The sequence below is a fragment of the Streptomyces sp. bgisy159 genome, from assembly GCF_965341775.1.
Lineage (GTDB): Bacteria > Actinomycetota > Actinomycetes > Streptomycetales > Streptomycetaceae > Streptomyces.
In genome coordinates this window covers 36974-49829 of the sequence record NZ_CBDQZH010000026.1, presented here as the reverse complement: position 1 = coordinate 49829, position 12856 = coordinate 36974, and the positions used below count along the sequence as shown (strand labels likewise).

Sequence of the window (12856 nt, the reverse complement as noted above, 5' to 3'; positions counted from 1 at the left end):
AAGCGGTAGCTTTCCGTTCTGCCCGTGTGATGTCGGCAATTTCTCGGTAAGTGTCCGCACTCGTCCGTCAACCCGGGCCCCGGCCCGGCCCTCTGTAGAGGCATGAGCCTCACCGGGACTCCGTTCCTCTACACCCTGACCGCGCTGGCCGTCACCGCGGTGGCGCTGCCCCTGGCGCTCTGGTCCCGCCTGCGCGGTCCGAAGGTCGTGCGGGCCCTGGCGCGCACGCTGATGCTGCTGTTCGCCCAGGGCACGGCCGTCGCCCTGGTCTTCGTCCTGGTCAACAACGCCAACAACCTGTACGACGACTGGGACGACCTGCTGGGCACCGGCAGCCATGTGCGCCAGGCCGCCGACCTCGGCCCGGACGGCAAGGGCGGCGTGGAGCTGAGCCGGCTGCCGAAGGTGCGCCAGGAGTTCACGGACGCCGAGGGCCCCGGCATGGGCGCGGCCGGCGGGGTGCGGGAGACCGAGCTCAGGGGCCGGATCTCCGGCGTCCAGGCCGAGGTCTACGTCTGGCTGCCGCCGCAGTACGACGACCCCGCCTACCGCGACCGCAGGTTCCCGGTGGTGGAGCTGCTGCCCGGCTTCCCCGGCTCGGCCAAGGCCTGGTTCGGCGCCCTCGCCGCGCACGAGCAACTGCTGCCGCTGATGCGTTCGGGCAAGGTGGCGCCGTTCATCCTGGTGGCGCCGCGCACCGCGCTGCTGCCGGGCGTGGACACCGGCTGCGCCAACATCACCGGCACGGTCAACGCCGACACCTGGCTGAGCGTGGACGTGCCGAAGATGGTGATGGACAACTTCCGGGCACAGCCGGCCCCCGCAGGCTGGGCGGTCGCCGGGTTCTCGGCCGGCGCGCACTGCGCGGCCAAGCTGACGGTGGCCCACCCCGACCGGTTCCGGGCGGCGGTGAGCCTGTCCGGCTACAACGACCCGATCGAGCAGCGCGGCTCACTCGCCGCCGAGACCCCGGCCCTGCGCGACGCCAACAACCCCTACGTACTGCTGCGCAGGGCGGCCGACCCGCCGCCCGTCGCTCTCTACCTCTCCGGCCAGCCGGGCGACGGGTACGAGGCCGGGCTGGCCCTGGCCCGTGCGGCGAAGGCGCCGACCGACGTGCACGTCGTCCACTTCCCGAAGAGCGCGGGCGGCCACACCGTCAAGCTGTGGCGGCCGCAGGTGGTGCCTGCCTTCGAGTGGCTCACCGCGCAGCTGGGGCAGCAGGGCCTGCCCGCACCGGACGGCAGGGGCGCTACTCCTCGCGCACCGTCGAGCGGCGGTTCCAGGCGCGAGGCGCTCGCCAGTGGTAGCGCATCGCGAGCAGGCGCAGCGCGAAGGCCGTGACCGCGGCCAGCGAGCTCGCGAGGGGGGTCAGCACGTCGTACCGCAGGCACACGGCCACGATGGTGGCGCCGACGATCGCCGGCACCGCGTACAGGTCGCGGTCCCAGCGCAGCAGCGAGGGCACCTCGTTGGCCAGCACGTCGCGCAGCACGCCCCCGCCGACGGCGGTGGCCAGCCCCAGGACCGCCGAAGCGGTCAGGCCGAGGCCGTGGTCGTACGCCTTCGTCGTGCCCGTCACGCAGAACAGGCCGAGGCCGGCCGCGTCGAAGACGTTGACCCCGGCCTGGATGCGCTCCACGTGCGGGTGGAGGAAGAAGACGAGGAGGGCGGCCACCAGCGGCGTGAGGAAGTAGCCGAGGTCCGTGAAGGCGGCCGGGGGTACGGCACCGATCATCACGTCGCGGAAGAGCCCGCCGCCGAGCGCGGTGAACTCGGCGAGGACGGCGATGCCGAAGACGTCGAAGTTCTTGCGGACGGCCAGCAGCGCACCCGAGATGGCGAACACGAAGATGCCGATCAGGTCGAGCGTGTGCTGGACGGAGGGACTGAAGAGCTGCTGGATCACCCTCACATTCTCACCCAGCATCGAGCCCCCGCCTTACATTGCAAGGTGGGGGCTCGGCGTCGCTTACTTGTCCTCGGGCTCGCCGTCCGGCTTGGGCTCGGTCTCCTTCACCGGCCCCTCCTCGGCGGGAGGCTCGGCGGACGACTCGGCGGGCGGCTCGGCCGCGGACTCCGCGCCCTCCTCGGACACCAGTTGCGCCGCCTCCTTCGCGGCGGTCAGCAGGACCGTTTCCTGGGGCTGCTGGTCCTCGAAGTTCTCCGGGTGGTGGCAGGCGACCCGCTGGCCCGGACGCAGCTCGATCAGCGGCGGCTCGGCGGTCCTGCAGATCTCCGTCGCCTTCCAGCACCGGGTGTGGAAGCGGCAGCCGCTCGGCGGCGAGATCGGCGAGGGCACGTCGCCCCGGAGCAGGATCCGGTCGCTCTTGGCGCCCCGGCGCTTCGGGTCGGGGACCGGCACCGCCGACATCAGGGCCTTGGTGTAGGGGTGCATCGGCGTCTCGTACAGCGCGGTCCGGTCCGCGAGCTCGACGATCTTGCCGAGGTACATCACCGCGATGCGGTCGGAGACGTGGCGGACGACGGACAGGTCGTGCGCGATGATCACGTAGGTGAGGCCGAGCTCCTGCTGGAGGTCGTCCATCAGGTTCACGACCTGCGCCTGGATCGACACGTCCAGCGCCGAGACCGGCTCGTCGGCGACGACCAGCTTCGGCTTGAGCGCGAGCGCCCGCGCGATGCCGATGCGCTGGCGCTGACCGCCGGAGAACTCGTGCGGGTACCGGTTGTAGTGCTCGGGGCTCAGGCCGACCAGGTCCAGCAGGCGCTGGACCTCCTTCTTCACCCCGCCCTCGGGCTCGACGCCCTGCAGCCGGAAGGGCGCCGAGACGATCGAGCCGATGGTGTGCCGGGGGTTCAGGGAGCCGTACGGGTCCTGGAAGATCATCTGGATGTCCCGCCGCAGCGGGCGCATCCGGGCCGTGCTCAGCCGCGTGATGTCCTGGCCCTCGAAGTGGATCGTGCCGCCCGTCGGGTCCTGGAGCCGGGTGATGACCCGGCCCATCGTCGACTTGCCGCAGCCCGACTCGCCGACCACGCCCAGGGTCTCGCCCTTGCGTACCTCGAAGTCGATGCCGTCGACGGCCTTGACCGCGGCGACCTGGCGCTGGAGCACGCCCTTGCGGATCGGGAAGTGCTTGGTCAGGCCCTCGACCTTGAGCAGCACCTCGCGCTCGTCGGGGGGCGACGCCTGCGCCGGGACCGTCACGTCCGTCTTCTTCGTCTCACGCACAGCTTCGGCGTCATTCACGGCTTCGGCGTCACTCACAGTTTCGGCGCAATCTCTTCGGTCCAGATCCGCGTGCGGTCCTCGGGCGAGAGGTGGCAGGCGGACCAGTGTCCGGTGCCGACCAGTTCCAGCTCCGGGCGCACGGTCCGGGTGACGTCGCCCTTGGGCACGTCCGCGTACGGGCAGCGCGGGTGGAAGGCGCAGCCGGAGGGGACGTTGATGAGGCTCGGCGGCTGGCCCTTGACCGGGTTGAGGCGTTCGGAGGTCTCCCGGTCGATGCGGGGCATCGAGCCGAGCAGACCCCAGGTGTAGGGGTGCCGCGGGCGCTCGAAGATGTCGTCGACCGGACCGCGCTCCACGCACCGGCCGCCGTACATGACCAGGACGTCGTCGGCGATCTCGGCGACGACGCCGAGGTCGTGGGTGATGAGGACGACCGCGGAGCCGAACTCCTTCTGCAGGTCCCGGATGAGGTCGAGGATCTGCGCCTGGACGGTCACGTCCAGGGCGGTCGTCGGCTCGTCCGCGATGAGCAGTTCGGGGTTGTTCACCAGGGCCATCGCGATCATCGCGCGCTGGCGCATACCGCCGGAGAACTCGTGCGGGTAGCTGTCGACGCGCTTGGCGGGCTCGGGGATGCCGACGCGGTCCAGCATCTCCACGGCCCGCTTGCGGGCGACCTTCTTGCTGACGTCGTGGTGGACGCGGTACGCCTCGACGATCTGGCTGCCGATCGTGTAGTACGGGTGCATCGCGGACAGCGGGTCCTGGAAGATCATCGCCATCTCGCGGCCGCGCAGCCGGCGCACCTCGGCCGGGTCGGCGGAGATCAGCTCCTTGCCGTCGAGCCAGATCTCACCGCCCATCCGCACGTTCTTGCCGCGGGCGCCGAGCCGGTGCAGGCCCATGACGGCCAGCGAGGTGACCGACTTGCCGGAGCCGGACTCGCCGACGATGCAGAGGGTCTGGCCCTTCTCCACCTGGAAGCTGAGCCCGTCGACGGACTTGACCAGGCCGTCGTCGGTGTCGAAGTGCACCTTGAGGTCGCGGACGTCGAGGAAGGCGGTGGACGCGTCGGCGGAGTCCCGCACGGGCTCCCCGACGGCCGCGCCGGTCTTGGACAGTTCGGTCACGAGAGCCTCACCCGCGGGTCGGCGGCCGCGTACAGCAGGTCCACCAGGAGATTTGCGATCACGACGAAGAAGGCGGCGAGCAGAGTGACGCCGAGGATGGGCGGCAGGTCGTTGTCCTGGATGGCCTTCACCGCGTACTCGCCGACGCCGTGCAGCGAGAACGTGTACTCGGTGATCACGGCGCCGCCGAGCAGCAGGCCGATGTCCATGCCGAAGACGGTGATGATCGGGGTCAGCACGGAACGCAGCCCGTGCTTCACCACGACCGTGCGCTCACCGAGGCCCTTGGCGCGGGCCGTGCGGATGTAGTCCTCGCTCATCGTCTCCAGCATGCCGGAGCGGGTCAGCCGCGCGTAGATGGCGGAGTAGAGCAGGGCGAGCGAACACCACGCCGGGAAGAGGGTGTTGGCCCATTGGGAGGGGTTCTCGGTGAAGGGCACGTATTCGCTGCCGAAGATCGGCCACTTGGTGCGGAAGAGGTAGATCGCGAGCTGGCCCGTGAAGAACATGGGCAGCGAGACCCCGGACAGGGCGACGCCCATGAAGGTGCGGTCGAGGATCGAGCCGGGCTTGAGCGCGGAGACCACACCGGCCGTGATGCCGGACAGCAGCCACAGGACGGCGGCACCGCCAGCCAGCGAGAGCGTGACCGGGATCCGCGAGGTGAGCTGCGGCCAGACCTCGACGTGGGTCTTGAACGAGTAGCCGAAGCACGGAGCGTTGCACTGCGCCGTCGTGGGGCCCAGGTCATAGGTGGCGCCGGAGACGATCCCCTTGATGAAGTGCCAGTACTGGACGTAGACCGGCTCGTCCAGGCCCAGGTTGTGCTTGACCGCGGCGATGTCCGCCTTCGTCGGGCTCTTTCCGATGTACTGCTGCGCGAGCTGGTCGGCGGTCTGGCCGGCGAGCCGTGGCAGCAGGAAGAAGATCGCGAAGGTGACCGCGCTGACGACCAGCAGCAGGATCACTGCCGCGACCGTCCGACGGAGGATGTACGAGATCACGGGAACCGGCGCCGGTGCCCGCGGGCGGTGAGCCCGCGGGCACCAATGCCTTCACCTGCCTTCCGGGGCTACTTCTTGGTCGTGCCGATGTTGAGGTAGTCGTACTGACCGCTCCAGGCCGCCGAGGACACCAGGTTGGTGTAGTTCGCCGGCCGGTACAGCAGGACCTTGAAGTAGGTCAGCGGGACGAGGGCCGCCTCGTCCATCACCTTCTTGTCGATCTCGGTGTAGAGGGAGTTGCGCTTGGCCGCGTCCTCCGTGGCGATCGCCGTCTCCAGCATCTTGTCGACGTCCGCGTTGGCGAGCTGCGACAGGTTGGTGTTGCCGGAGGCGCCGATCGCGTCGCTGTGCAGGATCTGCTGGAGGAAGCCGTAGCCGGACGGCCAGTCGGCACCCCACTGCATCATGTGCAGGCCGATGTTCTGCTTCTTGTCGAACTCCGGCACACCCGCGGCGTCGGTGAAGTACTTGCCCGAGGGGAACTGCTTCAGGCTGGCGTCGATGCCGACCTTCTTCAGCGAGGCGATGATCGCGGTGGCCGCGTCGATCTCCTGCGGACGGTCGCTGCGGGCGGAGATGTTCGTCTTGATCGACGTCTTGCCGCAGGCCTGCAGCTGCTCCTTGGCCTTGGCGACGTCGCCCTTGCTGCCGTCGCTGGCGTAGGCGTCCGACTTCTCGTAGCCCGGGATGTCCGGCGGCAGGACGGTGGTGGCGATGTCACCGCGGACCGGACCGCCCTCGGCGGTCTGCACCGAGACCTTGTCGATGGCGTACTCGACGGCCTTGCGGCAGGCGACGTTGTCGAACGGCGCCAGCTTGGTGTTGATCGCCATGTAGACCAGGCGGCCACCGTAGGTGTTGTCGGTGTTGGCCTTCAGCGAGGCGTCGTTGATGACCTTCGCCTGGGTGGCGGCCTGGACACCCGTGCCGCCGAGGTCGATGGCCTCGCCGGACATGACGTCCTGGTCGATGGTCTCCGGGTTGACCTTCAGCTTGACGACGACCTTGTCCGGGTACTGCTTGCGCAGCGGGTCGGTCTTCGGGTCCCAGTTGTCGTTGCGGACGAGGACGACCTGCTTGCCCTCCTCGTAGCTCTCGAACTTGTACGAGCCCGAGGACACGATGTTCTTCACGTAGTCGACGCCGGTGTCCTTGGCCTGCGGCACCGGAGCCGTCTGCGGCGTGGCGACCAGGTAGTCGAACTCCTGGAAGGCACGGTTGAGGTGGAAGACGATCGTGGTGTCGTCCGGCGTCTCGATCGACGCCAGGCCCTTCTCGCTCTTGTCCTTGTACGGGCCCTTGTACTTGTCGCCGCCCTCGAGGAACTGCTGGAAGTAGTTGGGGCCGAGGGAGAGCACGTCACGCGCGAAGTTCGAGCGCTCGACGGCGTACTTCACGTCCTTGGACGTGATCGGGGTGCCGTCCTCGTACTTCAGGCCCTCGCGCAGCTTGTACGTCCAGGTCTTGCCGCCCTCGCTGGACTCACCAGGAGCCGCCGCGAGGTCCGGGACCAGCTCGTTGCCCTTCTCGCCCGCGCCGGGCTTGAAGGTCATCAGCGGGCGGGCCCACAGCCGGCTGAGGTTGTACATGTACGCGTAGTACGTGTTGCCGGGGTCGAAGGAGTCCGGGACGTCGGAGTACTCGTACGTGACCGTCCCACCCTTCTGGGTGGAGGCGTTGACGACACCCTTGGTCGCTGCGTTGGCCCCAGCCGACTTGTTGTTACCGCCGTTGTCATTACCGTCATCGGCCTTGCTGCAGCCGGTGAGTACCAGGCTGACGGTGCCGATGGCCGCGATCGCGGCCAGCGCTGACCTTCGCATGATGGTCTGCTTCCCCTCCACTGTTGGAAACTTGATGGCCTCTCGGCGCGAGTGCACGTCAGCGGCTGCGCGGGTCGAGAGCGTCACGGAGTCCGTCGCCGAGCAGGTTGAACGCCAGGACGGTGACGAAGATGGCGAGGCCAGGAACGATCATGAACTGCGGATCGACCTGGTAGTAGTTGACCGCTTCCCTGAGCATGCCGCCCCAGGACGCCTGCGGGGGCTGGATGCCGACGCCGAGGAAGCTCAGGCTGGCCTCGAAAAGGATGTTCGTCGGGATGAGCAGCGTCGAGTAGACGATGATCGGGCCGACCAGGTTCGGGAGCAGCTCCCGGAAGAGGATGTACGGCCCCTTGGCACCCATGCCGCGGGAGGCGTCGACGAACTCGCGTTCCCGCAGGGCCAGGGTCTGACCGCGCACGATGCGCCCCAGGTACGGCCAGTTGAAGAAGCCGATGACGAAGATCAGCACGCCGATGTGGAGCGGCAGCCCCTCCAGACCGAACGCGCCGCCCTGCAGCGTCGCCGAGATGGAGATGGCGAACAGCAGCAGCGGGAAGGCGAGGAAGGTGTCCATCATCCGGCTGATGACGGTGTCCACCCGCCCTCCGTAGTAGCCGGCCACCACGCCGAGGATCGTGCCGATCGTGTTGGACAGCAGCGTGGCGCCGAACGCGACGACCAGCGACACCCAGGAGCCCTCCAGGATGCGGGTGGCGATGTCGCGCCCGAACTTGGGGTCGACGCCCAGCGGGTGGTCCGCGCTCATCCCGCCGAAGTCCCCGGCGGGCAGTGAGGTGTTGGGGTCGATCAGGTCCTGGTTGAAGGCGTTGGGGTCCAGGCCCAGCAGGGCCTGCACGGGGCGGGACAGCACCGCGAGGAGCACCAGCAGGATGACGACGACGCCACCGGCGACAGCGACCTTGTCCCTCTTGAACCGGGTCCATGCGATCTGCCCAAGGGACCGGCCCTCGATCTTGGCCTTACCGGCGCCGGAGAGCACGGCTTCCGGCTGTGCCTCGGTCGCCGCTCCCGTGGTCTCAATCGGTGCGGTCACAGTGACCTGACCCCTCTCGCGCCGGTGGTGACCGGCCCTCAACCCTGCCAACCGCCCTGGTCGTGCGCCGATCGGCGCAAGCGCGAAACAGCTGGCCTTTTGTCTGGGAGGCGAGTCTTCAACGCGCTGCTGAGCAGGCGCCAGACCTGCCAGGGAAAGGATGCGCAACTGTGATGCCGACCGGGTGAATCCGTTATCCGGACAGGGGAGACCGTCCTCCGGTCGGACGGCCGGTGGAAGCGGGCGCGGTGGAAGGCACTCGGGGCGCACGTCGCGGGGGCGGCAGTGGATAGCCTTGTCGCCCTGAACCATGATTCACACAGGCGGTAGGAAGATGGACTTCCCGGCACAGGCACACCCCCAACCGCACGGCGGCTGGCCCGGCAACGAGTTGGAAGAGGTGCTCTCGGCCTCCCTCGGCGTCCCCGGCGCCGGCGGCCGGATCGTGGAGGTCCTCGGCCGCAGCTTCGTGTGGGTGCCGCTGCCGGGCGGAGGCGGGCCCGACCGCGTCCCGCTGGACCTGCCCACCCTGGAGATCGAGGGCCAGGCCTACGTTCCCGTCTTCAGCTCGGAGGAGCAGTTCCGCCAGGTCGTCGGCGCCCACATGGCGTACGCCATCGCACCGGCCGTGGAGTTCGCCCGGGGCCTGCCCCCGCAGGTGGGACTGGTCGTCAACCCCGACGGCACGGTCGGCGTCCCGCTGCCCCCGCCCGCGGTGGCCGAACTGTGCCGCGCCGGCCGCACCCCCCTCGACGGTCCGGCGACCGGCGGCCGGGTCCGGCTGTCCGAGCCGGACTGGCAGGACGACCCGGTGGACTTCCTCTCCGCCGCAGCCGCCGAGTTCGACGCCACGGGTACGGTCCGCACTGCCCGCCGCTGTCTGGCCGCCGTGGAGACCGACGACCCGGTCCTGTTCGTCGGCGTGGAACTCGCCCACTGGGAAGGCGACCCCCGAGCCCAGCCCCTCGACGCGCTGGGCCGTGCCCTAGGCCGGGTCCCCGTGCCGTGGCCGGTGAGCCTGATCGTGCTGGACGTGGCGGAGGACCCGGTGGCCGACTGGATGCGGCAGCAGGTGCGGCCCTTCTATACGAGGGGGCACTGACCGTACGGGCGGCCCTGAGCCGCCGTCAGGGCAGCGGGGCGGCATCGATGCGCGGCGGCGCCGTCCCGGGGCCGCCCCGGAGGTAAGGGACGAGCCGGGGTCCGGCCGGTATACGCGACCGGTGTCCGTGAGACGGACACCGGGGGATACCGCCGTGGGCGCTTAAGCTGGACCCAAACGCGGGGCAACTGAAGGGGCGGTAAAACGTGAGCGCGAGCGGCACCGCCGCGACCGGCCAGGTCGAGCACATGCTGCGCCAAGTCACGCCCGGGCGCTACGACGCCTACGAGGCGCTCCTCCGGGCACTCGCCACTCCGTCCACCGGCCAGATCTGGATGCTGCTCTGGCACGGCCAGGCCGGCTCCCCCGACGCCCAGTACGGCAGCATGGAGGTCGACGGCCACGGATACGTACCGTGCGTCACCTCCGCCCAGGAACTCGCCGCCAGCGGCTGGAACCGGTCCTACGAGGTGATCGACGGCCTGGACGCCGCCCGCACCCTCTACCCCGACCACCACGGACTGTGGCTCAACCCGCACGCGCCCGGCGGCGGTGTGGGCATCCCCTGGCTGGATCTGCGCCGGATCGCCACCGGCCTGGAGCACCGGCCGGCCGGCCCGCTGCGGCTGTCCGAACCGGCCATCGAGGTCCCCCAGTTCTACGCGCTGCTCGCGCAGAACGCCCACCGCACCCCGGCGCTGCGTTCGCTGCGCCGCGCGTGGGTGCAGCCGGCGCTCGGCGCGCCGTACCTCGCCCTCGGCCTGGATCTGTACGAGGCATCGCCGGCGGCCGTGGACGCGGTGCGGGCGATGATGCAGCAGTCGATGGGCGCCGTGCCCGACGGGCTGCCGGTGTCGACGGTCGCGATGACCGACGACTACGACCCGGTGGTGATGTGGATGCGGGCCAACGCCCGTCCGTTCTACGACCGCGAGGCCCACGCCCCCGTCCCCGCCGCCGGCTACGGCTATCCGGCGCCGGGTTTGGCCTGACCCCGCGCCGGGCCGCCCCGCCGCCGCGTCACGCGGGCGGCTAGGGCCTGTTGCGAAAGTCCCGTCGTCCGCCCGAAGGGCGGGCTTGGCGTCGTCCGGTGCGTGCGATCGCAAGGCGCCGGAGCGCCCGCGTGGCGGAGTCACGTGGGCGCTCCGGCAACGCGGCGAGCGCGCGTGCCGGGCGTCGCCAAGCAGACGGGACTTTCGCAACAGGCCCTAGGTCCGGGCGGTCCGGGTGCCCGAGCCGGTGAAGCCGATGCGGACGAGCGCGTCGGCCGCGTCGCGGTCCAGGAGGACCGCCGAGCCGCAGCCGGCCGGGAGCCGGCCCTGGTCGATGGCGCGCAGCAGTCGGGCGGCGGCCCGGCGGTGGCGCAGGAAGGCGTAGCGCGAGACGCCCCGGCCGCGGGCGCGCTGGCCCGCGCGGGCGGCGTCCGGGGTGACGTCGAGGACCAGCAGGTGCAGCCGGCCGCCGCGGCGGCGCGCCTCGCGGGCCAGCCAGGCCCGCACCCAGCTCTGGGTGCCGCAGTCGTGCACCACCAGGCCCTCGCCGGTGCGCAGGGCCCGGCGCAGCCCGGCGTAGTGGGCGAGGCGGACCAGGGGGCGGTAGAGGGCGTACGGCAGCAGGCGAGGGGCGCGGGTGTCGAAGCGGTCGCGGGTGTCCTGGGAGTCGATGCGCGGGCCGCGCACCGTGCGGCTCATGAGCGTGGACTTGCCGCTGCCCGGCAGGCCGGTGATCACGACGAGGTCGTGGGGACCGAAGAGCAGGGCGCGGGGGCTGTGGCCGGCCCGGGAGCGCAGGTCGCGGACGACCGCTGGGTTCTCCAGGGCGGGGGCGGTGGACTGCTCGGGCAGTGTGAGGCCCGACGTGGTCGCGTAGGCCGTGGTCCTGTTCACGTCATCGTCCTCCCCTGAGGTCACCTGGTGGCCTCCCCGTCGAGTGTAAAGAGAAGGTAATGCCCGGTGCCTCGCGTTTTCGTACGCGTACCGCCACAGCCCGGTTACAGATGCGGCCCTGCCGCGAGGCGGGGCGGCGTGCAATGATGGGCGCGCCAACTGCATACCGGCCGTTTGAATCCGCGCGGGAGAGTTCCCAGCCTGGCTGGGGCGCCGAAGGAGCAAGTCCCTCCCTTGAATCTCTCAGGCCCCGTTACCGCGCGGGCGAGGCACATCTGAAAAGCGGGTCCCCCACCGTGGGGCCCCCACCCAAGGTGCAAGCCGTGCATCGCCCCCGTGGCGGTTTCGGCGAACCTCTCAGGTTCCGATGACAGATGGGGAGGAATGACCTCACTTGTCATCGCCCTGGGAGACGACCGTCCGATGAGCAGCACTGAATCCCGAGAACCGCGCCGCACCGCGCTGGACGCCCTGCACCGTTCGCTCGGCGCGACGATGACCGACTTCGCCGGCTGGGACATGCCGCTGCGCTACGGGTCCGAGCGCGAGGAGCACCTCGCGGTGCGCACCAGGGCCGGGCTGTTCGACCTCTCCCACATGGGCGAGATCACCGTGACCGGCGCCGAGGCGGCCGCGTTCCTCAACCACGCGCTGGTCGGCAACATCGCCTCCGTGGGCGTGGGCCGCGCCCGCTACACCATGATCTGCCAGGCCGACGGCGGCATCCTGGACGACCTGATCGTCTACCGGCTGGACGAGACCGAGGCCGCTTCACCGACCTACATGGTGGTGGCCAACGCCTCCAACGCGCAGGTGGTTCTGGACGCGCTGACCGAGCGGGTGGCCGGCTTCGACGCCGAGGTGCGCGACGACCGGGACGCCTACGCGCTGCTCGCCGTCCAGGGCCCGGAGTCGCCCGGCATCCTGAAGTCGCTCACCGACGCCGACCTCGACGGCCTGAAGTACTACGCGGGACTGCCCGGCACGGTCGCCGGCGTCCCCGCGCTGATCGCCCGCACCGGCTACACCGGTGAGGACGGCTTCGAGCTGTTCGTGAAGCCGGAGCACGCGGTGGAGCTGTGGCAGGCGCTGACGAAGGCGGGCGAGGGCGCCGGTCTGATCCCGTGCGGTCTGTCCTGCCGCGACACCCTGCGCCTGGAGGCGGGCATGCCGCTGTACGGGCACGAGCTGACGACCTCGCTCACCCCCTTCGACGCCGGGCTCGGCCGGGTGGTGAAGTTCGAGAAGGACGGCGACTTCGTCGGCCGTACGGCGCTGGAGGCCGCCGCCGAGCGGGCCGCCTCCGCCCCGCCACGCGTCCTGGTCGGCCTGGTCGCCGAGGGGCGCCGGGTGCCGCGCGCCGGATACCCGGTGGTCGCCGGCGGCCAGGTGGTCGGCGAGGTCACCTCCGGCGCGCCCTCCCCCACCCTGGGCAAGCCGATCGCGATGGCGTACGTCGACGCCGCGCACGCCGCGCCGGGCACGCCGGGCGTCGGTGTGGACATCCGGGGCAGCCACGAGCCGTACGAGGTCGTGGCGCTGCCCTTCTACAAGCGTCAGAAGTAGCCGCGGGCCCGGGTCCGCGTGACCCTGGGCACATCCGCGCTGCTCGTCCCCGCGTTTCGCGGTCCCCCATTCATCAGCACTCCCTCGCGTAC

General features: G+C 70.5%; 11 protein-coding genes and 2 riboswitches. Of the genes, 4 read left to right on the top strand and 7 right to left on the bottom strand.

Annotated elements, in window-relative coordinates; all coding sequences use genetic code 11:
* Positions 1-102 precede the first annotated feature (102 nt).
* Complete coding sequence (locus ACSLTV_RS23535; RefSeq protein WP_435612827.1) at positions 103-1344, top strand: alpha/beta hydrolase; 1242 nt, start codon at positions 103-105, stop codon at positions 1342-1344.
* On the opposite strand, the gene ACSLTV_RS23530 is transcribed toward ACSLTV_RS23535, so the two are convergent.
* The 6 genes from ACSLTV_RS23530 to ACSLTV_RS23505 form a co-directional block, all read right to left on the bottom strand.
* Positions 1253-1909: a trimeric intracellular cation channel family protein gene (locus tag ACSLTV_RS23530; RefSeq protein WP_432137878.1), complete on the bottom strand. Its 657-nt coding sequence runs from the start codon at positions 1907-1909 to the stop codon at positions 1253-1255. The two genes, ACSLTV_RS23535 and ACSLTV_RS23530, sit on opposite strands and share 92 nt — an antisense overlap.
* Positions 1910-1972: 63 nt before the next feature.
* Positions 1973-3196: an ABC transporter ATP-binding protein gene (locus ACSLTV_RS23525; protein ID WP_432137879.1), complete on the bottom strand. Its 1224-nt coding sequence runs from the start codon at positions 3194-3196 to the stop codon at positions 1973-1975.
* A 32-nt stretch (positions 3197-3228) separates the two neighbouring features.
* On the bottom strand, positions 3229-4326 hold the full coding sequence (locus ACSLTV_RS23520; protein WP_432137880.1) for an ABC transporter ATP-binding protein: 1098 nt from the start codon (positions 4324-4326) through the stop codon (positions 3229-3231).
* A complete protein-coding gene (locus ACSLTV_RS23515) occupies positions 4323-5330 on the bottom strand; it encodes an ABC transporter permease (RefSeq protein ID WP_435612826.1) in 1008 nt (335 codons plus the stop codon). The genes ACSLTV_RS23520 and ACSLTV_RS23515 overlap by 4 nt, the downstream gene beginning before the upstream one ends.
* 68 nt (positions 5331-5398) lie before the next feature.
* Positions 5399-7153, bottom strand: a complete 1755-nt coding sequence (locus tag ACSLTV_RS23510) for an ABC transporter substrate-binding protein (RefSeq protein ID WP_432137882.1) — start codon at positions 7151-7153, stop codon at positions 5399-5401.
* Positions 7154-7211: 58 nt separating this feature from the next.
* Entirely contained in the window at positions 7212-8210 is a 999-nt protein-coding gene (locus tag ACSLTV_RS23505; RefSeq protein WP_432137883.1) for an ABC transporter permease, read from the bottom strand.
* Between the two features lie 334 nt (positions 8211-8544).
* Between ACSLTV_RS23505 and ACSLTV_RS23500 the strand changes: the two genes are divergently transcribed.
* Together ACSLTV_RS23500 and ACSLTV_RS23495 are read left to right on the top strand one after the other, a co-directional pair.
* Positions 8545-9312, top strand: a complete 768-nt coding sequence (locus tag ACSLTV_RS23500) for an enhanced serine sensitivity protein SseB (protein ID WP_432137884.1) — start codon at positions 8545-8547, stop codon at positions 9310-9312.
* Between the two features lie 206 nt (positions 9313-9518).
* The gene (locus ACSLTV_RS23495; RefSeq protein ID WP_432137885.1) at positions 9519-10304 is read left to right on the top strand and encodes an enhanced serine sensitivity protein SseB C-terminal domain-containing protein; all 786 of its coding nucleotides are present in this window, start codon (positions 9519-9521) and stop codon (positions 10302-10304) included.
* Between the two features lie 216 nt (positions 10305-10520).
* Here ACSLTV_RS23495 and ACSLTV_RS23490 read toward each other — a convergent pair whose 3' ends face one another.
* Positions 10521-11198 carry an AAA family ATPase gene (locus tag ACSLTV_RS23490; protein ID WP_432137886.1) on the bottom strand — a complete coding sequence of 226 codons (678 nt, stop codon included), beginning with the start codon at positions 11196-11198 and terminating at the stop codon, positions 10521-10523.
* Between the two features lie 175 nt (positions 11199-11373).
* A riboswitch (glycine riboswitch) is annotated at positions 11374-11467 on the top strand.
* A riboswitch (glycine riboswitch) is annotated at positions 11468-11582 on the top strand. It begins immediately after the preceding riboswitch.
* Between the two features lie 39 nt (positions 11583-11621).
* Between ACSLTV_RS23490 and gcvT the strand changes: the two genes are divergently transcribed.
* The gene (gene gcvT / locus ACSLTV_RS23485) at positions 11622-12764 is read left to right on the top strand and encodes a glycine cleavage system aminomethyltransferase GcvT (RefSeq protein WP_432137887.1); all 1143 of its coding nucleotides are present in this window, start codon (positions 11622-11624) and stop codon (positions 12762-12764) included.
* Positions 12765-12856: the final 92 nt, after the last annotated feature.